Source organism: Streptomyces sp. L-9-10, assembly GCF_004151105.1.
Taxonomy (GTDB): domain Bacteria; phylum Actinomycetota; class Actinomycetes; order Streptomycetales; family Streptomycetaceae; genus Streptomyces.
Map to the genome: position 1 here is coordinate 156231 of NZ_PHRF01000026.1, position 22317 is coordinate 178547.

The window sequence follows — 22317 nt, forward strand, 5'->3', positions numbered from 1 at the left end:
CGCACCACCAGCACAACACGCCGTCCGCGTGGCCGGGCAGGGGAGCCCGGCCCGCGGGTGGTTCTGCCGTAGGAGACGGACGGAAACGTCGGCCTCGTGCGGGCCGGGATGCCGAGCCCCGGGCCCGTACGACAGGGCCGCCACAGGGGAGAGGGACACCGCACCGCCATGGGTAGCGAGCAGAATGGTCAGAGCGGCCAGAACAGTGAGAGCCAGGGCCAGGGCGGCTACGACAAACACGCCCGCGACCGCGCCGCCGTCGGCAACATCGGCCATACCGCGAACGGCAACTTCGGCTTCCTCCACGCAGAATGGCCCGCCCTTTACGACGAGGCGATCCGCGCCGAGCGGCTGATCCACCACGACCCCCGTGCCGCCTGCTTCTACGCTCGCCGCGCCATCGAGATCACAGCGCGCTGGATGTACGACAAGGACAGCAGTCTCAGCGAGCCCTACAAGAAGGACCTCGCTGCGATGCTCCACGAGCCGAGCTTTCGACAGCTCGTCGGGCCGACGGTCAACGCCAAGATGGACCTCATCCGCCGGCACGGCAACAACGCCGTGCACAAGGCCGCCCCGGTCCCGAGGAGCGTTGCCGAGGCCAGCGTCAAGGAGCTGTTCCACTCCCTCTACTGGTTCGCCCGGACCTACACCCGCCAGGCCGCCGCGCTGCCGCCCGCCGGGCTGGAGTTCGACACCAGCGCAGTACCGCGCCCCCTCTCCCCGCAGGCCCGGGCGCTGAAGCAGGCCGAGCTCAAGGCCAAGGAGGCGGAGGACGAGGCACGCTTCAAGGAGCAGGCCGAGCAGCTCGCGGCCGAGCGGGCCCAGAACGCGGACCTCGCCCGGCAGCTCGAAGAGCTCAAGGCCCAAATCGCCGCCGCGAAGGCCGCCAACCAGGCTGTGCGGGACACCCACGACTACGACGAGCAGGCGACCCGGGACGCCTTCATCGACCTGCTCCTCAAGGAAGCGGGCTGGGACCTCCTCACCCGGGGCAAGGACACCGAGTACCCGATAACGACCGGGATGCCCACCAAGACAGGCAAGGGGTATGTCGACTACGTGCTCTGGGGCGACGACGGCAAGCCCCTCGCCGTCGTCGAGGCCAAGCGGACCCAGCGGGACGCCCGCGACGGGCAGCAGCAGGCGAAGCTGTACGCCGACGCGCTCGAGAAGCAGTTCAACCGCCGCCCGGTGATCTTCTACACCAACGGCTACGAGACCTACCTCTGGGACGACGGCCTCGGCTACCCGCCCCGCCAGGTGCAGGGCTTCTTCACTAAGGACGAACTGCACTGGCACATCCGCCAGCGCGCCGGACGCCTCTCCCTCACGTCCACACCGGTGAACGAGAAGATCGCCGGCCGTCCCTACCAGCTCCGCGCGATTAAGCGGGTGGGCGAGACCTTTGAGCGGGACCGGGGCCGCCAGGCGCTCCTCGTCATGGCGACCGGCACCGGCAAGACCCGCACCACCGTGGCCCTCGTGGACCAGTTGATGAAGGCGGGCTGGGCGCAGAGGGTGCTGTTTCTCGCCGACCGGCAGGCGCTGGTCACCCAGGCGATGAAGGCGTTCAAGGAGAACCTGCCGAACACTCCTGCGGCCAGCCTCCTCGACGACAAGGCCGCCTCGGCCCGTGTCTACCTCTCCACGTACCAGACGATGATGAAGCAGATCGACGTCATCGACGATGTGGGCCGCCGCCGCTTCGGGCCGGGTCACTTCGACCTGATCGTCATCGACGAGGCGCACCGCTCCGTGTACGCGAAGTACGGCGAGCTGTTCCGCTACTTCGACTCGCTGCTGCTCGGCCTGACCGCCACGCCCAAGGACGAGATCGACCACAACACGTACAAGCTCTTCGCCATGGAGGACGGGGTCCCGACCGACTCCTACGACCTCCAGGAAGCCGCCGCGGAGGGCTACCTCGTCCTCCCTATGGCGGTGAAGGTTCCGCTGAAGTTCATGGAGCAGGGCATCCGCTACGCCGACCTCTCGGAGGAGGAGAAGGCGGAGTGGGACGCCAAGGAGTGGACCGAGGACGGTGACATCCCGGACGCGGTGGGGCGCCACGACATGAACAAGTTCCTCTTCAATGAGGACACCGTGGACAAAATGCTGGAGACGCTGATGACGCGCGGCCACCGTGTCGAGGGCGGTGACCGGCTCGGTAAGACGATCATTTTCGCGAAGAACAACGACCACGCCCGATACATCGAGGAGCGCTACAACGCGAACTACCCGCAGGGCGCCGGCCACACGGCACGCGTGATCACGTACAAGGAGACGTACGCCCAGTCCCTCATCGACGACTTCTCCAACCCGAAGAACCCGCCGAACGCCCCCGACATCGCCATCTCTGTCGACATGCTCGACACCGGCATCGACGTGCCCGAAGTGGTGAACCTGGTCTTCGCCAAGCCGGTCTTCTCCAAGACCAAGTTCTGGCAGATGATCGGCCGCGGCACCCGCTTGCGCCCCGCCCTCTACGGTCCCGATCCCGAGAACCCTAACCACAGCAAGCAGAACTTCTACGTCTTCGACTTCTGCGGCAACATCGACTTCTTCAACAGCCAGCTCGACCGGTCGGAGGGGCGTAGGGCGGTCACCCTCACCGAAAAGCTACTCCAGCGCCAGCTTGACCTGGTCCGGGTTCTGGACAAGCGGCAACAGCCCGATCCGGCCCGAGACGCCGGCCCCGACGCGATCGGCACCGAGGCGGAGATCCGCTGGTCGCTGGCCCACCGGCTGCACTACACCGTCACGGGCATGAACCTGGACAACTTCCTGGTCCGTCCGCACCGCCGGGAGATCGAGGTCTTCAGTGACTTCGGCAGCTGGCACCGGGTGGACGACGAGGCAGACACCGCGATCCGTGACTACCTGCTCGGACTGCCTAGCGAGTTCCGCCCGGACGACGAGGAGATGGGCGAGGAGGCCAAGCGGTTCGACCTGATGGCGTACGGTCTCCAGCTCGCCGCGCTGGAAGGCGGCAAGGAGTTCGCCAAGCTGCGCGCGAAGATCCAGGACATCGCTTCCAACCTGCTCACCAAGACCAACATTCCGGCGGTCTGCGAACAGGCCGAGCTTCTGGAAGCAGTAGCGGGCGACGAGTGGTGGGACGGCGTCACGCTCCCGCTGCTGGAGGACATGCGGCGCCGTATGCGCCGGCTCGCCCGTCTCACCGACCCCAAGATCAAGCGGAACGTCGTCTACACCGACTTCATCGACGAACTCGGTGACATCACCGAGGCCGAGATCCAGGGGATGCCTCAGGGCACGGACGAACAGCGCTTCAAGCAGAAGGCCCGGGCCTACCTCCTGCGCCATGAGGACCAGCCGGTGGTGCGTAAACTGCGTCTCAATGAGCAGATCACCGAACTCGATCTTGCGGACTTGGAGGAGATCTTCCTCATAGAGGCCATCGCCTCCCCGGAGGACCTCGATGAAGTGCGGTCCTCCGGCGGCCTCGGCCTGTTCGTGCGCGGGCTGTGCGGACTCGATCGGCAGGCCGCACAGAAGGCGTTCGAGGTCTTCTGCGCGGGTAAGCAGCTCAGCTCTCGCCAGCTCGACTTCCTGACGTTGATTATCGATACGGTAGCAAAGCGCGGAATCCTGGGGCTGGGCGACCTCTACGAGGACTCGTTTGCCGATCTTGCCCCGGGGGGCCCCGATGACCTGTTCACCGGTGAGGAACTCGAAGTCCTCGGTGTCATCTTCAAGGAACTCGAGCGGACAGCCAGGCCCACTACCTTGGCGGCCTAGGCTCGGCGTCGCGGGGATCCCGTACGCTGCGAGCCGATGCCACTGCTCAGAGCTGACGGCAACCTTGACGGCAACGACGGCACACAGAGGCTATTGATCACGACGATCAGCGATCAGCCGGCAGGAAAGCGGAGCCTTCGCCCAACGGCCTGCCCGATCCTACGGATCAGAAGGTTGCAGGTTCGAATCCTGCCGAGTGCACACAGGTGAGAGGCCCCCGGAGAAATCCGGGGGCCTTCTGCGTTGCACGGACGGGGCGTGGGCAGGGGAGTCGTATGGGTGGCCCGCCATGCGGGAGTTGGTGGGGGTCGGCGGGCGGTGTCTCAGGCGGGGCGAGCCGCGTGGGGGACCGCGACTACCTGGTATTCGTCCTCGTAGACGACCTTGCCGGGGTCCGTCGAGCGGATCATGTGGCACTCCACGCCGTGGGCCGTGAGGATCTCCAGGTAGCCGTCCACGCGTCCGATCAGTTCCGCGGCCGGGGCCGAGGTCTTGAACCAGGCGACCGCGCCCGGGTGGAGTTCCGGGTCGTAGACGTGCGGGTCGACGGTGGAGGGGTCGGGGTAGTTGACGTCGTACCAGTCGTTGCCGGCCCGCCAGAAGTTCCACTGCTCGTCGGTCAGGACGCCCTGCCGGGCCAGGCCGTTGGCCAGCGCGAAAACGCCGGGGAAGCGGCCGCGTGGGCCGCGGACCGTGCCCTGGAACCGTACGTACGTCATCTCCACCGACAGCCCCCTGCCCCCCGCGCCTCGTCCCGCCCATGTCGTCCGTCCGTGCCTGTCATCCTGTGCGCTATGAGGTGGAAGTGCCAGGGCCTTCGCTGGAGCGAGGGGGTGCCCGCGCTCGGGTGGCGGCGGGGCGGGGAGGGCGACCGGCGGGAGAGCGTGCTGGGCTACGGGCGTGACCTGGGGTTTTGTGCCGTCGGGGCGCGTATGTGCGTCGGGGCGCGGGGGAATGTGTGTCCCCTCGGGGCGGTGATCGCCGGGCGCGGTACGGGTGGGCAGTGCGCCGAGTGCGCCCGCCTGGACCGGGCGCACTCCGTGGCCGCCGACACCATCGCCGATGATCCGCGGACATACCGCGTCTATCTCGCGTGGTTCGGGCCCGGGATGGTGAAGGTCGGGATCACCGCGGAGGAGCGTGGACCCGCGCGCCTTCTGGAGCAGGGGGCGGTCGCGTTCAGCTGGCTCGGGCGCGGGCCGCTGATGGCCGCGCGGCGGACCGAGGAACTGCTGCGCAGGGCGCTGGGGGTGCCGGACCGTATCCCGTACGCGCGGAAGCGGGACGTACGGGCCGCGCTGCCGGTCCTGGCGGAGCGGGTGGCCGAGATCGAGCGGCTGTACGTACGGGCGGTGGCGCTGGAAGGGTGGCCGCAGTCGCTGGAGCGGATGGCGTTCGCGGCCGTCGACCATGCCGGGGCTTTCGGCCTGGACGGGCTGGCGCCGGCCACCGGCGTGGTGGTGGAGCTGGTGGACGGCGGGTGCGTCGCGGGGCGGCTGGTCGCGGCAGCCGGGCCCGATCTGCATCTCGCCACGGCGGACGGCGGGGTGATCGTCCTGGACACCCGGCTGATGAGCGGATGGGAGCTGACCGCGGCGGCGGGCGGCGGCACGGGTGAGGGCGCGGGCGGCGGCGCGGTCACCGTGCCCGTCAGGGATGTGCACAGCGGCGGTGTGCAGGACGGGCTCTTCTGAAAGCAGGATGGGCTCTTCTGAAAGGAAAGTCGGCCGGTATGGAAGGTATGGGCGGTATGGCCGATATAGGCGGTCACGAGGACGAGATCGAGGCCGTACGGCGGTTCCGGGAGCGGACAGGACTCCCGGGCCTCGTCGATGTCCATACGCACTTCATGCCGGAGCGGGTCCTCAGGAAGGTCTGGGCCTACTTCGACTCCGCCGGTCCGCTCATCGGGCGGGAGTGGCCCATCTCGTACCGGCGGGAGGAGGCCGAACGCGTCGCCCTGCTGCGCGCGTTCGGCGTGCGGGCGTACACCTCGATGCTCTATCCGCACAAGCCGGGGATGGCGGAGTGGCTGAACGGCTGGGCCGCCGGGTTCGCGGCGCGTACGCCGGACTGTCTGCGGACGGCCACGCTCTTCCCGGAGGACGGCGTCGAGGCGTACGTACGTGAGGCCGTCGAGGGCGGCGCGGAAGCCGGCGGCGCCCGGATCTTCAAGTCGCACCTCCAGGTGGGCGCGTACGACCCGAACGACGAGCGGCTCGACCGGGTCTGGGGGCTGCTCGCCGAGGCCGCCGTCCCGGTGGTGATGCACTGCGGCTCCGGCCCCGCGCCCGGCAAGTACACCGGGCCCGAGCCGGTGGGGCGGCTGCTGGCGCGCCATCCCCGGCTGCGGCTGATCGTCGCCCATCTCGGGATGCCGGAGTACGTGGACTTCCTGGATCTCGCCGCGCGGTACGCGGAGGTCAGACTGGACACCACCATGGCGTTCACGGACTTCAGCGAGGACTTCGCGCCGTTCCCCGGAGAGGCGAGGGCGCGGCTGGCGGATCTGGGGGACCGGATCCTGCTGGGGACGGACTTCCCGAACATCCCCTATCCGTACGTCCATCAGCTGGAGGCGCTGGAGCGGCTCGGGCTGGGGGACGAGTGGCTGCGCGCCGTCTGTTACGGGAACGGGGCCCGGCTCTTCGGGATCGTCGACGCCTAGGGTCGCCAGGACGGTCAGTGACGGCAGAGCCGTCAGTGACGCCAGGGCCGTCAGGTTCGACAGGGCCGGAAACCGGGGGACCCGGACGGCGGTCCGGCCCAGGCCCTCGCCCGCAGCCGTTTCTCAGGGATTTCACAGGAAGCGGAAAGACCAATCTCAGAGGCCGTCCCCAGGGTGAACAGCATGACCATCACCTCGCCCCGGGGGCGCACCGAAATGCTCAGGCCGGACGGGAGCCCCGTCCGCGTGCTTGTCGTCGACGACGAGACCTCGCTCACCGAGCTGCTGTCCATGGCCCTGCGGTACGAGGGCTGGGAGGTGCGCAGCGCCGGTGACGGCGGGGGCGCCATGCGTTCGGCGCGGGAGTTCCGGCCCGACGCGGTCGTACTGGACGTGATGCTGCCCGACATGGACGGGCTGGCGGTCCTGGGGCGGCTGCGCCGCGAACTGCCGCAGGTGCCCGTGCTCTTCCTCACCGCGAAGGACTCCGTGGAGGACCGGATCGCCGGGCTGACCGCGGGTGGTGACGACTATGTCACCAAGCCGTTCAGCCTGGAGGAGGTCGTGGCGCGGCTGCGCGGGCTGATCCGGCGGTCCGGCGCGGCGGCCGTGCGCAGCGAGTCGCTGCTGGTCGTCGGGGATCTGACGCTCGACGAGGACAGCCATGACGTCACCCGCGACGGGCAGTCCATCCATCTGACCGCGACCGAGTTCGAGCTGCTGCGCTATCTGATGCGTAATCCGCGCCGGGTGCTGAGCAAGGCGCAGATCCTGGACCGGGTGTGGTCGTACGACTTCGGCGGCCAGGCCAATGTCGTCGAGCTGTACATCTCCTATCTGCGGCGGAAGATCGACGCGGGGCGCGCGCCGATGATCCACACCCGGCGCGGCGCCGGGTATCTGATCAAGCCCGGTGAGCCCGGTGACGCCCCGCGATGAAAGGTCGCCTGCGGGGGGTGACGAAGCGGCGCTGGTCCTTGCGGAACCGGCTCGTCGTGTCGGCGGTCACGCTGATCGCGATCGTCGGAACGGCGATCGGGGCGGTCACGACGATCGCGTACCGCTCGTATCTGTACGACCAGTTGGACACGCAGGTGCAGGCCATCGCCAAGCGGGCCTCGGGACCGCCGCCGGGAAAGGCGGCGAACAACGCCGAGAACAGGCTGGGGGACGGCGCGAGGAGCGGCGCGGGCAGCGGGGCGGGGAACGGTACGGGCAGCGGGGCGGGGAACGGTACGGGCAGCGGGGCGGGGAACGGTACGGGCGAGGGCGACCGGCTGCCCGACATCGCCCCCGAGAGCAGGGACCCGATGAAGATCGTCACGGGCGGCGGCGCGCCCGTGGGTACGGTCGCTGTCGAGCTGTTGGCCGACGGCTCCGTCGGCCGGGGGCTGATGAGCGCCCTTCAGGAGAACGAGAACACCTGGCCGCCGATCACGGAGACGCCGCTCAGCGAAGCGCAGAAGGCGGCCATCGCGGCCGTACCGCGGGACGACGCGGCCCATACCGTCACGCTGCCCGAGGGCGCCGACTACCGGGTGCGGTACGTCGACGGCGTCAACGGGACCTACCTCGTCGGTATACCGGCCGCCGAAGTGCAGGAGAGTCTCAACACCCTGGTGCTCGTGGAAATCTGTGTCACCGTCGCCGCGCTGATCGCCGCCGGTATCGCGGGCAGTGCGCTCGTCGGCGTCGCACTGCGACCGCTCAGGCGCGTGGCCACGACCGCCACCCGGGTCTCCGAACTGCCGTTGCACAGCGGTGAGGTGGCCCCGCTCGTACGGGTCCCCGACGCCGAGGCGGATCCACGCACCGAGGTCGGGCAGGTCGGTGCGGCGCTCAACCGGATGCTGGGGCATGTCGGTTCCGCGCTCGCGGCCCGGCAGGAGAGCGAGACGCGGGTACGGCAGTTCGTCGCAGACGCCGGCCATGAGCTCCGGACACCGCTCGCCTCCATCCGGGGGTACGCCGAGCTGACCCGGCGCGGGCGCGAGGAGACCGGCCCCGACACCCGGCGCGCGCTCGGGCGTATCGAGGCCGAGGCGGAACGGATGACCGGCCTGGTCGAGGACCTGCTGCTGCTGGCGCGGCTCGACGCCGGACGCCCGCTCTCGTACGAGAGCACTGATCTCTCCCCTCTGGTCGTGGACGCGGTGAGCGATGCTCATGCCGCAGGGCAGGACCATCACTGGCGCCTTGAACTGCCCGAGCCGGACGAGCCCTGCGCCACGGTGTACGGCGACGCCTCCCGTCTCCATCAAGTGCTCGTCAATCTCCTCGCCAACGCCCGTACGCACACCCCGCCCGGCACCACCGTCACCGCACGCGTCCGCAGAAGCGACGGCGGGTGCTGGGGCGACGAGCCGTGGGACGGACCGTGGGACGTCTGGTCGGTCGGCCGATCCTCCGTCGTCCTCGAAGTGCAGGACGACGGCCCCGGCATCCCGCCCGAGCTGCTGCCGCATGTCTTCGAACGCTTCGCGCGCGGTGACGCGTCACGCTCCCGCGCGGCCGGCTCCACCGGTCTCGGCCTGGCGATCGTCCAAGCGGTCGTCACCGCGCACGGCGGGACCGTCGCCGTACAGAGCGTCCCCGGCCGGACCGTGTTCTCCGTACGCCTGCCCGGCGGCCCGCCCACGCAGGGGCAATCCGCCGTCTCGCAGGGGCAATCCGCCCTCTCGCACGGGCAGACCGTCCTTTCGCGCGGGCAGACCCACCCCTCACATGCACCGCATCAGCCCCAGCGGCGTCCGTGGGGACCCGTCCGCGACTCACAGACGGGGCACAGCTTCACCACACAGCCGTGACAGCGCGCCTCGCGAATGTCGAGTCATGCGAACCGACACTTCATGGGGCACACTCCCGGCCCGGGAGCATCTCCCGGTCGAGGTGACCGATGCCCCCGTACTTGACGTGACGATCCCCGTCTACAACGAGGAGCAGGACCTCGAACCATGTGTGCGGCGCCTGCACGAACACCTGGCCCGCACCTTCCCGTACAGCTTTCGCATCACGATCGCCGACAACGCCAGTACCGACCGGACTCCGCAGGTCGCGGCCCGACTCGACACCGAGATCCCGGAGGTACGGGCGTACCGCCTGGAGCAGAAGGGCCGGGGCAGGGCGCTCCGTACCGTGTGGTCCCACTCCGACGCACCCGTCCTCGCCTATATGGACGTGGATCTGTCCACGGATCTCAACGCACTCCTCCCGCTCGTGGCGCCGCTGATCTCGGGCCACTCCGATCTGGCGATCGGGTCGCGGCTGTCCCGTTCGTCACGGGTCGTACGCGGCCCCAAGCGCGAGTTCATCTCGCGGGCCTACAACCTCATCCTCAAGTCCTCTCTCTCCGCGCGCTTCAGCGACGCGCAGTGTGGGTTCAAGGCCATACGGCGTGACGTCGCCCAGCGGCTGCTGCCGATGGTCGAGGACACCGGGTGGTTCTTCGACACAGAGATGCTCGTGCTCGCCGAACGCGCCGGACTGCGGATCCATGAAGTCCCGGTGGACTGGATCGACGACCCCGACAGCACGGTGCATATCGTCAAGACCGCGACCGAGGATCTCAAGGGCGTCTGGCGGGTGGGGCGGGCACTGGCGGTGGGCGCGCTGCCTCTGGACCGGCTGGCCAGGCCATTCGGGGATGACCCGAGAGACCGCCGGATCGGTGGGGTGCCCGGCGGACTCGCCCGGCAACTGGTCGGCTTCTGCTTCGTGGGCGCCCTGTCCACGCTCTTTTATCTTCTGCTCTATTCCGTCTTCCGTGCAACGGCGAGTCCACAACTCGCCAACGCGATCGCCCTGCTGGTCTCCGCGATCGCCAACACCGCCGCCAACCGGAGGCTCACCTTCGGAGTACGCGGCCGGGAGCGCGCCGTACGACACCAGGCCCAGGGCCTGGTCGTCTTCGCCATCGGACTCGCCCTGACCAGCGGTTCACTGGCGGCCCTGGACGCGGCCACGGGTACCCCCTCCCACTCCACCGAGCTGGCCGTGCTGATCGCCGCCAACCTCGCCGCGACGGTGCTGCGCTTCCTCCTCCTGCGCGCCTGGGTCTTCCCCGAGCGCCGTACGGACGATCTCCCGGCCCGTGACACGGCTACGGCCTCCGACTCCCTCTCCGCCACCGCCTGCGCGCCCCTCCCCGCTTCGGCCTCCGCCCCTGCCCCTGCCACGGCCTCCGCGCCCGTCTCCGCTGCTTCCGACACCGCCGACCTCGACTCAAGGACCGCATGATGACCATGACCCTTCAGCCCGACGGGCCTTCGGCGACGGCGCGCCACCAGCGCCATCGCGCCGCCGGCCGCGCCCTCCGCTTCTGGCGGGGCAGGGCCGAAGACGCCAGTTGGGTACGCCCGGCCCTGCTCGCCGTCCTGCTGGTCGCCGGACTGCTCCAGTTGTGGCATCTGAGCGATTCCGGTTACGCCAACTCCTTCTATTCCGCGGCCGTTCAGGCGGGCAGCGAGAGCTGGAAGGCGTTCTTCTTCGGCTCCTCCGACGCGGGGAACTCCATCACCGTCGACAAGCCCCCGGCCGCGCTCTGGCCGATGGCCCTGTCCGTACGGCTCTTCGGGCTCGGATCCTGGCAGATCCTGGTGCCCGAGGTACTGATGGGGCTCGGGACGGTAGCGGTGCTGTACGCCGCCGTGCGCCGCCGCTTCAGCGCTGTCGCCGGACTGACGGCGGCCGTGGTGCTGGCGCTGACGCCCGTCGCCGTGATGATGTTCCGCTTCAACAACCCGGACGCGCTGCTCGCGCTGCTGATGACCACCGCCGTCTACTGCGTGCTGCGCGCGCTGGAGGCCGGGCGGACCACATGGCTGGTGTGGGCGGGGATCGCGATCGGCTTCGCGTTCCTGACCAAGACGCTCCAGGGGTTTCTGATCCTGCCGGCGCTGGCGCTGGTGTACGCGGTGTGCGCGCCCACGTCCGTACGGCGCCGGCTCGGCCAGCTCGCGCTGGCCGGTCTCGCGCTCGTCGTCTCCGGCGGCTGGTGGGTCGCGATCGTGGAGCTGTGGCCCGCTTCCTCACGCCCGTACGTCGGCGGCTCCCAGACGAACTCCTTCCTTGAACTGACCTTCGGCTACAACGGCCTCGGCCGGATCAACGGCGAGGAGGCCGGCAGCGTCGGCGGAGGAGGCGGGGGCGGGGGCGGTCGCAGCGGCGCGACCGGTATCGGCCGGATGTTCAGCGAGTCCATCGGCGGCCAGATCTCCTGGCTGCTCCCCGCCGCTCTGCTGCTGCTCGTCGTCGGACTCGTGGTGACCCGGCGGAGCGCGCGTACGGACACGGCCCGCGCGGCGTTTCTGGTGTGGGGCGGCTCGCTGCTGGTGACCCTGGCGGTCTTCAGCTTCATGGCCGGGATCTTCCACGAGTACTACACCGTGGCACTGGCGCCGTACGTCGCGGCCGTCATCGGCATGGGCGTCACCATGCTGTGGGAGGAGCGCGCCGGGATCGTGGCGTCGGCGACGCTGGCGCTCGCGGCGGCGGGGACGGCGGTATGGGCGTACGTACTGCTCGGCCGGACTCCTGACTATGTGCCGTGGCTGCGCTGGGCGGTGCTGATCGGCGGTCTGCTGGCCGCGGTGGGGCTGCTCGTCGCGAGCAGGCTGGGCCGGCCGCTGGCGCTCGCGGCGGCGGGTCTCGCGGTCGCGGCCTCGCTCGCCGGACCGCTCGCGTACACACTGACCACGGTCAGCACCGCGTACCGGGGCTCGATCATCACGGCGGGACCGGCCGTCGCGCGGGGTGGCGGCGGCTTCGGCGGTGGCGGCGGGCCTCGTTTCGCCGGGGGCGCCGGGGGCGCCGGTGAGGCCGGGATGGTGCTTCCCGGTCAGCAGGCAGCGGGCCAGGCACAGGGGCAAGGCCAGGGACAGGCACAGGGCCAGGGCCAGGGCCAGAGGCAGAGGCAGGGTCAGGCGCAGGGCCAGGGGCAGACCCCGGCCGCGGGCGGCCGGCCCCAGTTGCCTCCGAACGGCGCGCTGCCCGAGGGCGGCCAGGGCGGCGGCGGTATGGGCGGCAGGGGCGGCGGCGGAGGAGGCGGCATGGGCGGCCTCCTCAACGGCCAGACCGTCAGCTCCGAGGCCGAGGCCGCGCTCAAGAAGGACGCCTCCGGCTACACCTGGGTCGCCGCGACCATCGGCTCCCAGAACGCGGCCAGCTATCAACTCGCCACCGAGAAGCCCGTCATGGCGATCGGCGGCTTCAACGGCAGCGATCCGTCCCCGACCCTCGACCAGTTCAAGCAGTACGTCGCGGACGGGAAGATCCACTACTTCCTGTCGAGCGGCGAGAGCGAGGGCGAGGGCGGCGGCCCCGGCGGCGGTGGAGCTGAGGGCGGTGGCGGAGGAGGCGGTCGAGGCGGCGGCTTCGGCAGTTCCAACTCCGAGATCTCCAGCTGGGTGGAGTCCACCTTCAAGAAGGTCACCGTGGACGGCGCGACCCTCTACGACCTGACCCAGGAGGCCTGACAGGCCTGACAGGTCTACCGGGCCTGTCGGGCCTCCTGGCCGACGAGGCACTCAGCCGGCCGGCACCCGACTGGCGGAAAAAGAAGCTATACGGCGTAAGGGATTCTTGTACGGTGTACAGCGACTGTTCCTGTACACCGTACAAGGAGTCTCCATGACGGCGACAGCCGCCGAGCACCACATCGCCCCCGCACGGCACCCGCAGCGCTGGCTGATCCTCGGTGTCATCTGTCTGGCCCAGCTCACCGTGCTGCTCGACAACACCGTCCTCGGTGTCGCGATCCCGTCCCTCACCCGTGAACTGCACGCCTCCACCGCCGACATCCAGTGGATGATCAACGCCTACTCCCTGGTCCAGGTCGGCCTGCTGCTCACCGCGGGCAACGCCGCCGACCGGTACGGCCGCAAGAAACTGCTGATCGTGGGCCTCGTGCTGTTCGGGATCGGGTCGCTGGCCGCCGGACTCGCTCAGTCCAGCGGTCAGTTGATCGCCGCGCGCGCCGGAATGGGCGTCGGGGGCGCGCTGCTGATCACCACGACCCTCGCCGTCGTGGTCCAGCTGTTCGACGACACCGAGCGCGTCAAGGCGATCGGAATCTGGGCGACCGTCAACCACCTCGGCTGGGCCGTCGGTCCGCTGATCGGCGGGGCCATGCTCGACCACTTCTGGTGGGGCGCGATCTTCCTGATCAACATCCCGGTCGTGGTACTCGGAGTGATCGCGGTCGTCGCGCTCGTACCGGAATCGAAGAGCAAGGAGGGCGACCGTCCCGATCTGCTCGGCGCGCTGCTCTCCACCATCGGCATGACCGCCGTCGTGTACGCGATCATCTCCGGGCCGGATCACGGCTGGCTCTCCGGTCAGGTGCTGCTCCCGGCCTCCCTCGGCCTGCTCGTCCTCGGCCTGTTCGTCTTCTGGGAGCTGCGCGTCCCGTATCCGATGCTGGACATGAACTTCTTCCGCGACCAGCGCTTCATCGGGGCGGTGGCGGGGGCCATCCTGGTCTCCTTCGGGATGACCGGATCGCTGTTCCTGCTGACCCAGCATCTCCAGTTCGTGCTGGGCTACGGGCCGTTGGACGCCGGTCTGCGTACGGCTCCGCTCGCGGTCAGCGTCGTCGTCCTGAACCTCGCGGGCGTCGGCGCGCTGGCCGTACGGAAGCTGGGCACCCCGGGCACCATCGCGCTCGGCATGGTCCTGGTGTCCGCCGGGCTCGCCGCGATCGCGGTGCTCGGCGCCCATGGGTACAGCGGGATGCTGCTCGGCCTGATCGTGATGGGCGCGGGTGTCGCCCTCTCCATGCCGGCCATGGCGAACGCCATCATGAGCGCGATCCCGCCGGAGAAGGCGGGCGTCGGCGCGGGCATCAACGGCACGCTGGGCGAGTTCGGCAACGGTCTCGGGGTCGCCGTCCTGGGCGCCGTGCTCAGCTCCCGCTTCGCCGCGCTCGTTCCGGCGGCGGTGGGGGGCGCCTCGCTGCCCGCCGCGCTCGCGGCGGCGGACGGGGAGGCGGAGCGGCTGAGCATCTCCGACGCGTTCGCGTCGAGCCTGGAGACGAGCCAGCTGGTCGGGGCCGTGGCCGTGCTGGTGGGCGGTCTGCTGGCCGCGCTGCTGCTGCGCAGGGCCGAGCGCGCGAAGCCCACGCCGGGCTCCTCGGGCTCCCCGGGCTCTCCGGGAGCCTCGGGCTCCCAGGGCTCCCAGGGCTCCTCGGGCTTCCCGGGAGCCTCGGGCTCTTCGCCGGGCTCCCCGTCGGCCGCGTCATCCGGCTCCGGCTCCGCGTCCGGCTCCCCGTCGGACTCCGTGTCGGGGGCGGCATAGCATCGGAAGAGCGGCAGGCGTCCGGACTCCGGCGATCGGATGACCCGGTCGTCGCCGGTGGGGCCTGGCCGGCCGGGAGCCCGAGCCGGGCAGAGGCCAGAGGCCGGGCAGAGAAAGTGGAGTCCGGCCGTAGCCCGGCCGGAGGGAACTCGAGGAGGCTCACCCATGGTGCCGGAAGCCGATCGCGACAAGCGGCCGACCCGTACCAGCGTATGGCTGGAGGGCAAGCCGGCGGGCCGCGGCCGCAGAAGCGAGAACTCGGACCATCCCGCCGGCCTGGACCGCGACCGCATAACAGCGGTCTCGATACGGCTCCTCGACACGGAGGGCCCGGCGAAGTTCTCCATGCGGCGGCTGGCCGCGGAGCTGGGGGTGACCGCCATGTCCCTCTACTGGTACGTCGACACCAAGGACGACCTCCTCGAACTCGCCCTGGACTCCGTCTTCGGCGAGGTCCTGGTCCCCGACATGACGGACGAGGGCGCCGACTGGCGCGACCAGCTGCGCGAACTGGCCACCAGCTACCGGGAGGTGCTGGTCAGGCACCACTGGGTCTCGCCGCTCGTCGGCAGATATCTGAACATCGGCCCGCACTCGATGGCCTTCTCGGCGGCCGTCCAGGCCGTCATGGGAAGGACGGGCCTGGCGCCGCACGGCCAGATGGGCGGGCTGGCGGCGGTCTTCCAGTTCGTCTACGGATTCGGCACGATCGAGGGCCACTTCGTACAGCGCTGCGCCGACGCCGGGCTGAGCCAGGACCAGTACTTCCGGCAGGCGATGGGCGCGATCAACGAACAGCCGAAGTTCCAGGAGTCGTTCGAGACCGCGGACGAACTGATGGAGGCGCGTGGCGGCGATACGGTGGCGGAGATGCGCCAACGCGACTTCACGTTCGCGCTCGAACTCCTCATCGCGGGCATCGAGACGATGCGGCAGCGCGACCGGGCCGCCGCCGGGCCCCGCAGCGAGGCGGCGGACGGACCCGGCGGCGCGAGCGGGGACGGGACCCGGAACTGAGCCCCCGGACGGGACCCGGGACCGAGCCCCGGGACCGAGCCTCCGGACGGGGGCCTACGCGACGGCCGCCCCCGGCTCCTACGAGACGAGTCGGGCCGGGAAGCCGCCGGTGGCAAGTGGACTCCAGCGCTCCGGGGTGATCCGGATGATGGACTTCCCCTGCTTCACCATCGCCTCCCGGTACTCGTCCCAGTCGGGGTGCTCGCCCGCGATGTTCCGGTAGTACTCGACCAGCGGCTCGACCGACTCCGGGGAGTCGATCACCTCGGCCGTACCGTCGACCTGGACCCACGGGCCGTTCCAGTCGTCCGACAGGACGATCACGCTCACCCGCTCGTCCCGCTTGGCGTTCCGCGTCTTGGCGCGCTCGGGGTACGTGGAGACGACGATCCGGCCCGAGTCGTCGACCCCGCAGGCGAGCGGGGAGCCCTGCGGCCGGCCGTCGGAACGGGTGGTCAGCAGGATCGCGCGGTGCCTGGGACGTACGAACTCCAGCAGCCCGGCGAGGTCAACAGCCGTATTCGTTGCGATATTCGGTGCCATGCCGCGCAGCCTACGACCTCGGAGCCCGCCCGCCGCGAACCACGCCCCTCGCCCGAACCACGCCCCTCGCCCGAGCCGCCCCCTGCGCGGCGATCACACGCCCGGCAGGCTCTCGCCCTGCACCGCCTGGATGTCCAGCTCCACCCGCAGCGTCGTCCCGATCGCGGAGATCCCCGCCTGCACCACCTGGTTGTAGTTCATGGCGAAGTCCTCCCGGTGCAGCTCCGTGGTCGCGCGGAAGGCCGCCCGTACCCCGCCCCACGGGTCGGGCCCGGTGCCCAGGTAGCTCAGGTCCAGGTCCACTTCGCGTACGACGCCGTGCAGCGACAGCTGTCCGTGCACCGTCCAGCGGTCCGGGCCCGCCGGGGTCAGCCCCGTACTGCTGTACGTGATCTCCGGGAAGCGCTCCACGTCCAGGAAGTCCGGCGACTTGAGGTGCTTGTCGCGCAGCGCGTTGCCGGTGTCGATGCTCGCCGCGCTGATGACCGCGTCGACGCGCGACGCCTCGACTCCGTACGCGCCGCCAGTACTGCCCGTGCCTCCTGCGCCTCCCGCGCTCCCCGTGCCCGCCGCACCCGCCGTGCCCGCCGCGATCTCGATCCGTCCCCCGAACTCCGTGAACCTCCCGCGCACGCTGGAGATCCCCAGATGCTGGGCCACCGCGCTCACCGCCGAATGCGCCGGATCCAGGCTCCAGGCGCCCGGCGGCGGCAGCTCGACCCCGCCCTGCCTGGCCAGTACCACCGTGCCGACCTCGGCACGCCCGCTCGCCGTGACCAGCGCCGTGGAGGCGACGGGCGCGTAGCCGACGGCCGTCACGACGACGGTGTACGGGCCCGGTGCCAGCGCCGCGTCGGTCCGTACCGAGCCGTTCTCGTCGGCTTCCCGCCGCAGCACCTGCGTACCGCTCATGTCGGTCATGGTCACGACCGCGTGCTGCACGGCCCAGCCGTCCCGCGTCCGTACCTGTCCGCGAAGTCCCGTCCCGCCCATTCCGGCTGCCCCGCCCATCCCGAGTGCCCCGCCCATTCCGCCCGTCCCGCCCATCCCGTTTCTCTCTCCCTCGTCCCTCGGCCAGTCCCGTAAAGAGCCGGGCTCCGGCCGGGGTGCGACGACAGGCCGTCCCCTGCCCGCCGCCGTCCCCGCCACCGGAGCCCGTTTCCGCACCCGGCCGACGCGCCGCCCGCTACAAGCGCCACGCGGTCCGGGGGGTTTCGACTACTCGCCGGGGTGGGCGAGTTCGATGTCGTGGTCGTCGACTCCGCGGCCGGTGACCGTCAGCGAGCCCGCCACCGGCGGGTAGCCGGTCGCGATGACCGTGTACTCGCCGGAGTCCAGGTCGGCGAAGGCATACGCCCCGTCCTCGCCGGTCGTCGCCGTCGCGACCACGTTTCCGGCCGCGTCGACCAGCGTCACCCGGGCGTCGTGCGCCGGGCGGCGGGCCGCGCCCGCCCTGACCGTGCCCTGCACCAGGGCGCCGGAGAGGAGGACCGCCTCGACACGGGTGACGCCCTGGCCGCCTATCTCCACCGGCAGGGCCAGCGGGCGGTAGCCGGTGGCGTTCACCGCGACGGTCACATAACCGGGGACCAGCTCACCGAAGCCGAACTCGCCCTGCTCGGACGACTTCCCGGTGGCCAGCACATCGCCGCGCACATCGGTCACGATCACCATCGCGCCCTCGATCGGGTACCCGCCGTCCGCGGCGCGCACCACCCCGGTGAGGCCGCTCGTACCGGAGAGCAGGATGTCGTACGAGAGCGGTCCGTCCCCGACGACCACCGTGGACGCCTGCGGCTGGAAGCCGTCGGCGGAGGCGATCAGTACGTACGAGCCGGCGCCCGGCGCGTCCAGGACATAGCCGCCGTCGGACTGGGCGACCGAGCGGGCCAGCTGCCGACCGGCCAGGGATATCAGGGTGACGGCGGCGCGGGGCACCGGCGTGCCCTCGGAACCGAGCACCACACCCTGTACGGCGGTCCCCGGCGCGGGTGCCGCGAACGACGTGCCGGCCGATTCGGCCGATCCAGCTGTCATGGTCCCTCCAGAAGCCGCTGCCATTCCGGACCCCGCCATTCCGGATCCCCTCGCCACGGGTACCGCGGCCACCTCGGATATCGCGGATATCGCGGGTATCTCGGCGGTCGTCGCGGTCGTCGCGGTCGTCGCGGTCGTCGCGGCGGGAGCCGTGACCTCCGCCGTCTCACCGCCGGCCCGCGTCTTCAGCGCGACCTCCTTGATGAACAGCGTCAGCAGCAGCGCGATCAGCGCGGCCGGTGCCGAATAGAGGAAGACATCGCCGACGCCGTGGCCGTACGCCACCTCCATGACCTGCCGCATCGGGGCGGGCAGCGTGTCCAGGTTCGGGATGCCGCCGCCACCGGTACCGCCGTGGCCCAGGGCCGCGCCCTGCGGGCCGAGGTCGGCCAGCCCCTCCTTGACGTAGTGCGTGACCCGGTTGCCCAGCACCGCGCCCAGCGCCGAGACACCGACCGCACCGCCCAGCGAGCGGAAGAAGGTGACGGTGGAGCTGGCGGCGCCGAGGTCCTCGGGAGAGACCTGGTTCTGTGTGCACAGGACCAGGTTCTGCATCATCATGCCGACGCCGAGCCCCATCAGCGCCATGTAGATCGCCATGTGCCAGTACGGGGTGTCGTACCGCAGAGTGCCCAGCAGCCCGAGCCCGGCCGTCACCAGCACACCACCGCTGACCAGCCAGATCTTCCAGCGGCCCGTCTTGGTGATGATCATGCCGGAGACGGTGGAGGAGACGAACAGACCACCGATCATCGGGATGGTCATGACACCGGACATCGTCGGCGACTTGTCGCGGGCCAGCTGGAAGTACTGGCTGAAGAAGACCGTGCCGGCGAACATCGCGATACCGACGAAGAGCGAGGCCAGCGAGGCCAGCGTGATCGTGCGGTTACGGAAGAGCCGCAGCGGGATGATCGGCTCGCGCGCCTTCGACTCGACAAGGATGAATATGGCGCCGAGCAGAACCGATCCGCCGACCATCGCGTACGTCTGCCACGAGATCCAGTCGTACTTGTTGCCCGCGAAGGTGACCCAGACCAGCAGCAGCGAGACGGCCGCGCTGATGAAGAAGGCGCCGAACCAGTCGACCTTGACCCCTTCGCGCTTGACGACCGGGAGCTTCAGGGTCTTCTGGAGGACGATCAGTGCGATGACGGCGAACGGGACGCCGACGTAGAAGCACCAGCGCCAGCCCAGCCACGAGGTGTCGGTGATGACGCCGCCGAGCAGTGGGCCGCCGACGGTGGCGACGGCGAAGGTCGCGCCGAGGTAGCCGCTGTACCGGCCACGCTCGCGCGGGGCGATCATCGCGGCCATGACGATCTGGGCGAGGGCGGAGAGACCGCCGACGCCGATGCCCTGGAACACCCGGCAGGCGATCAGCATCGCGGCGTTCTGCGAGAGGCCGGCCACGATCGAGCCCGAGACATAGATGACCAGGGCTATCTGAACCAGGAGCTTCTTGCTGAAGAGGTCGGAGAGCTTGCCCCACAGCGGGGTGGTCGCCGTCATCGCCAGCAGCGATGAGGTCACCACCCAGGTGTAGGCGCTCTGTCCGCCGCCCAGGTCGGAGATGATCTCCGGCAGGGCGTTGGAGACGATCGTCGACGACAGGATCGCGACGAACATGCCCAGAAGCAGCCCGGAGAGCGCCTCCATGATCTGACGGTGTGTCATCGGCGCGCCGCTCGCGGGGGCGGGGGCGCCGCCTCCGTGCTTGGCGTGGCCGCCCCGCACACCCGCTGGTGTGGTCGTAGCCATTGAATTCCTTGTCTTACGTCTCGTGCCGCATGGGTGTACGGGTGTACGAATCTTGGTAACGCCAGTCCCGGCAGTCGCCGAAGCTGCTGCGCAGCCGCTCCAGCATCGTGACCAGCTGCCCGACCTCGTCGTCGGTCCAGTCGTCGAGCGTCCGCGCGAACATCTCTGTCGTCCGCCGGGCCAGCTCGTCGATCAGCTCCTGGCCCGCCGGGGTGAGCCGCAGGATGCGGGAGCGCTTGTCCGCGGGGTCGGGGGACCGCTCGATCCAGCCGCGCTCGGCGGCGTGGGCGACATGTCTGCTGGTCACCGACATGTCGACGGCGAGCAACTCGGCGAGGCGGCTCATCCGCATCTCGCCGTGCCGGTCGAGCAGGGTCAGTACGGCGGCGGTGCCGCCCGGGCACTCGGCGGGCAGGATGCGCGCCAGCCCCCGTTTGACGGCGCCGATGGCACTGATCTGTCGGGCCAGTTCCGCGTACTGACTCTGTGCTGCGGCCATGGGCCCTCCCGGCATCTTGTTGCTTGGGGCAACCATAGAACCATAGAAGCTGTTGGTTGCTACAGGCAAACGAAATCGGGCCGAGTGGAGTAAAGGAACCCAAAAGGCTTCGCATGGCTGAGGTCAATGACCGGCGCGGGGGCTGTCAGGCCTGGCAGGAGAGCGCTCGGCGGTCGGGCAAGCGGACGCTCGGTTGCCGACGAGGGGATGGTGGTCGGCCGGACGGGGGGTGGTCGGCCGGGCGAGGAGAGCGGGCCGGTCCGGCGAAAGCGGGCAAGGGGAGCGTATCGGTCGCCGAGCAGTGGAGGGGGCGACGGGCGAACAGTGGACGGGCGGCGCCATATCAGTCAGCGGCGGGCCCGGCGTTGGACGGGATCCGCGCGTTCGCTAGGGTCCTGGCGTATGGCACACAACCCCCATGCCCCGCAGGGCCCCGAGGGCAATCCCGACCCCGCGGGCAGCACCCAGATGTTCCGTGCGTTCGTCGACGACGGCGAGCCGCAGCGCCGGCAGGCGCCTCCCCAGCAGAGCGGGCCGAAGGTCGGAGTGATCGTCGGCGTTGTCGCGGCCGTCGTGGTCCTGGCCGTGGTGGCCTGGCTGGCCTTCGCCTGACGCTTCCTCGCCTCCGAGTCCCGGATCGTCTCCGAGTCCCGGATCGTCACCGAATTCTGGGTCGTCACCGATCCTGGGTCGTCTCCGAACCCCGCCCGCGACATCGCCCGAGAGCGGGCGAGGGGCGGGGTCCGCGGGCCTCAGTCCGAGATCAGCCCTTCCCGCAGCTGCGCGAGCGTACGGGTCAGCAGTCGCGAGACATGCATCTGGGAGATGCCCACCTCTTCGCCGATCTGCGACTGGGTCATGTTCGCGAAGAACCGGAGCATGATGATCTGCCGCTCGCGAGGCGGCAGTTTCGCGAGGAGCGGCTTGAGCGACTCGCGGTACTCGACGCCCTCGAGCGCCATGTCCTCGTAGCCGAGCCGGTCCGCGAGCGAGCCCTCCCCGCCGTCGTCCTCCGGAGAGGGCGAGTCCAGCGAGGAAGCGGTGTACGCGTTGCCGACCGCGAGGCCATCGACCACGTCCTCCTCCGACACGCCCAGTACGGCGGCGAGTTCGGGGACGGTAGGCGAACGGTCGAGCTTCTGCGCCAGCTCGTCGCTGGCCTTCGTCAGCGCGAGCCGCAGCTCCTGGAGCCGGCGCGGCACCCGTACCGACCACGAGGTGTCCCGGAAGAACCGTTTGATCTCGCCGACGACGGTCGGCATCGCGAACGTCGGGAACTCCACACCGCGTTCGCAGTCGAACCGGTCGATCGCCTTGATCAGGCCGATCGTGCCGACCTGGACGATGTCCTCCATCGGCTCGTTACGGCTGCGGAACCGGGCCGCCGCGTAGCGCACCAGCGGCAGATTCAGCTCGATGAGGGTGTCACGTACGTAGGTGCGCTCCGGGCTGTCCTGATCGAGCACGGCGAGCCGCAGGAACAGGGAGCGGGACAGAGTGCGGGTGTCGATGGCTTCCGGCTGGGACACACGCGGCTGGACCACGTGGTCGAGAGCATCGGGCGCGGGAGCGCTCTTTGTGAGCGTGAGCACCTTCGAGCTGCCCTGTTCTACGGACATGCCACCCCCTTGAGGTCGCGGACGGTCGCGTCGGCCGCTCCCGTCGGTGGAACGCAGCCTCCACCTGAATACCGGAGCCGGGACTGCGGCAAACGCGGTTCCAGCAGAATGTCACA

The 22317-nt window shown here is 70.1% G+C and carries 16 protein-coding genes; 10 read left to right on the plus strand and 6 right to left on the minus strand.

What is annotated here, in order from left to right; all coding sequences use genetic code 11:
* Positions 1 to 168 precede the first annotated feature (168 nt).
* On the plus strand, positions 169 to 3765 hold the full coding sequence (locus CU044_RS05955) for a DEAD/DEAH box helicase family protein (protein WP_129767378.1): 3597 nt from the start codon (positions 169 to 171) through the stop codon (positions 3763 to 3765).
* Between the two features lie 323 nt (positions 3766 to 4088).
* On the opposite strand, the gene CU044_RS05960 is transcribed toward CU044_RS05955, so the two are convergent.
* Positions 4089 to 4484 (minus strand): hypothetical protein, encoded by a 396-nt coding sequence (locus CU044_RS05960; protein WP_165371804.1) that lies wholly within the window; start codon positions 4482 to 4484, stop codon positions 4089 to 4091.
* 75 nt (positions 4485 to 4559) lie between these two features.
* On the opposite strand from CU044_RS05960, the gene CU044_RS05965 reads away from it, so the two are divergent.
* The 8 genes from CU044_RS05965 (at position 4560) to CU044_RS06000 (ending at position 15742) form a co-directional block, all read left to right on the plus strand.
* A complete protein-coding gene (locus CU044_RS05965; protein ID WP_129767379.1) occupies positions 4560 to 5459 on the plus strand; it encodes a DUF2797 domain-containing protein in 900 nt (299 codons plus the stop codon).
* A gap of 56 nt (positions 5460 to 5515) precedes the next feature.
* Complete coding sequence (locus CU044_RS05970; RefSeq protein WP_193563892.1) at positions 5516 to 6433, plus strand: amidohydrolase family protein; 918 nt, start codon at positions 5516 to 5518, stop codon at positions 6431 to 6433.
* Positions 6434 to 6616: 183 nt separating this feature from the next.
* Positions 6617 to 7372, plus strand: a complete 756-nt coding sequence (locus CU044_RS05975; RefSeq protein WP_165371795.1) for a response regulator transcription factor — start codon at positions 6617 to 6619, stop codon at positions 7370 to 7372.
* Positions 7373 to 7389: 17 nt separating this feature from the next.
* On the plus strand, positions 7390 to 9240 hold the full coding sequence (locus CU044_RS05980; RefSeq protein ID WP_240045374.1) for a HAMP domain-containing sensor histidine kinase: 1851 nt from the start codon (positions 7390 to 7392) through the stop codon (positions 9238 to 9240).
* Positions 9241 to 9265: 25 nt separating this feature from the next.
* Positions 9266 to 10669 carry a bifunctional glycosyltransferase family 2/GtrA family protein gene (locus CU044_RS05985; protein WP_129767383.1) on the plus strand — a complete coding sequence of 468 codons (1404 nt, stop codon included), beginning with the start codon at positions 9266 to 9268 and terminating at the stop codon, positions 10667 to 10669.
* Positions 10670 to 10674: 5 nt separating this feature from the next.
* Positions 10675 to 12906: a glycosyltransferase family 39 protein gene (locus CU044_RS05990; protein ID WP_240045392.1), complete on the plus strand. Its 2232-nt coding sequence runs from the start codon at positions 10675 to 10677 to the stop codon at positions 12904 to 12906.
* 154 nt (positions 12907 to 13060) lie between these two features.
* On the plus strand, positions 13061 to 14725 hold the full coding sequence (locus tag CU044_RS05995) for an MFS transporter (RefSeq protein ID WP_129767384.1): 1665 nt from the start codon (positions 13061 to 13063) through the stop codon (positions 14723 to 14725).
* A 165-nt stretch (positions 14726 to 14890) separates the two neighbouring features.
* On the plus strand, positions 14891 to 15742 hold the full coding sequence (locus CU044_RS06000; protein ID WP_129767385.1) for a TetR/AcrR family transcriptional regulator: 852 nt from the start codon (positions 14891 to 14893) through the stop codon (positions 15740 to 15742).
* A gap of 78 nt (positions 15743 to 15820) precedes the next feature.
* Here CU044_RS06000 and CU044_RS06005 read toward each other — a convergent pair whose 3' ends face one another.
* From CU044_RS06005 to CU044_RS06020, 4 genes are all read right to left on the minus strand, one after another.
* On the minus strand, positions 15821 to 16285 hold the full coding sequence (locus CU044_RS06005; RefSeq protein ID WP_129767386.1) for a PPOX class F420-dependent oxidoreductase: 465 nt from the start codon (positions 16283 to 16285) through the stop codon (positions 15821 to 15823).
* Between the two features lie 93 nt (positions 16286 to 16378).
* Positions 16379 to 17278 carry a YceI family protein gene (locus CU044_RS06010; protein ID WP_129767479.1) on the minus strand — a complete coding sequence of 300 codons (900 nt, stop codon included), beginning with the start codon at positions 17276 to 17278 and terminating at the stop codon, positions 16379 to 16381.
* A 225-nt stretch (positions 17279 to 17503) separates the two neighbouring features.
* Positions 17504 to 20083, minus strand: coding sequence for an MFS transporter (locus tag CU044_RS06015; protein ID WP_129767387.1), 2580 nt, complete (start codon positions 20081 to 20083; stop codon positions 17504 to 17506).
* Between the two features lie 13 nt (positions 20084 to 20096).
* Entirely contained in the window at positions 20097 to 20582 is a 486-nt protein-coding gene (locus tag CU044_RS06020; RefSeq protein WP_129767388.1) for a MarR family transcriptional regulator, read from the minus strand.
* A 402-nt stretch (positions 20583 to 20984) separates the two neighbouring features.
* Here CU044_RS06020 and CU044_RS06025 point away from each other — a divergent pair, with 402 nt between their 5' ends.
* Entirely contained in the window at positions 20985 to 21194 is a 210-nt protein-coding gene (locus tag CU044_RS06025; RefSeq protein ID WP_129767389.1) for a hypothetical protein, read from the plus strand.
* Between the two features lie 140 nt (positions 21195 to 21334).
* Here the strand turns inward: CU044_RS06025 and CU044_RS06035 are convergent, their stop codons facing one another.
* On the minus strand, positions 21335 to 22201 hold the full coding sequence (locus CU044_RS06035; RefSeq protein ID WP_030349953.1) for an RNA polymerase sigma factor SigF: 867 nt from the start codon (positions 22199 to 22201) through the stop codon (positions 21335 to 21337).
* Positions 22202 to 22317 lie beyond the last annotated feature (116 nt).

Coding starts and splice junctions, on each gene's coding strand:
- CU044_RS05955 (WP_129767378.1), top strand. CDS start 169: ATGGGTAGCGAGCAGAATGGTCAGAGCGGCCAGAACAGTGAGAGCCAG.
- CU044_RS05960 (WP_165371804.1), bottom strand. CDS start 4,484: ATGACGTACGTACGGTTCCAGGGCACGGTCCGCGGCCCACGCGGCCGC.
- CU044_RS05965 (WP_129767379.1), top strand. CDS start 4,560: ATGAGGTGGAAGTGCCAGGGCCTTCGCTGGAGCGAGGGGGTGCCCGCG.
- CU044_RS05970 (WP_193563892.1), top strand. CDS start 5,516: ATGGCCGATATAGGCGGTCACGAGGACGAGATCGAGGCCGTACGGCGG.
- CU044_RS05975 (WP_165371795.1), top strand. CDS start 6,617: ATGACCATCACCTCGCCCCGGGGGCGCACCGAAATGCTCAGGCCGGAC.
- CU044_RS05985 (WP_129767383.1), top strand. CDS start 9,266: ATGCGAACCGACACTTCATGGGGCACACTCCCGGCCCGGGAGCATCTC.
- CU044_RS05990 (WP_240045392.1), top strand. CDS start 10,675: ATGACCCTTCAGCCCGACGGGCCTTCGGCGACGGCGCGCCACCAGCGC.
- CU044_RS05995 (WP_129767384.1), top strand. CDS start 13,061: ATGACGGCGACAGCCGCCGAGCACCACATCGCCCCCGCACGGCACCCG.
- CU044_RS06000 (WP_129767385.1), top strand. CDS start 14,891: ATGGTGCCGGAAGCCGATCGCGACAAGCGGCCGACCCGTACCAGCGTA.
- CU044_RS06005 (WP_129767386.1), bottom strand. CDS start 16,285: ATGGCACCGAATATCGCAACGAATACGGCTGTTGACCTCGCCGGGCTG.
- CU044_RS06010 (WP_129767479.1), bottom strand. CDS start 17,278: ATGGGCGGGACGGGACTTCGCGGACAGGTACGGACGCGGGACGGCTGG.
- CU044_RS06015 (WP_129767387.1), bottom strand. CDS start 20,083: ATGGCTACGACCACACCAGCGGGTGTGCGGGGCGGCCACGCCAAGCAC.
- CU044_RS06020 (WP_129767388.1), bottom strand. CDS start 20,582: ATGGCCGCAGCACAGAGTCAGTACGCGGAACTGGCCCGACAGATCAGT.
- CU044_RS06025 (WP_129767389.1), top strand. CDS start 20,985: ATGGCACACAACCCCCATGCCCCGCAGGGCCCCGAGGGCAATCCCGAC.
- CU044_RS06035 (WP_030349953.1), bottom strand. CDS start 22,201: ATGTCCGTAGAACAGGGCAGCTCGAAGGTGCTCACGCTCACAAAGAGC.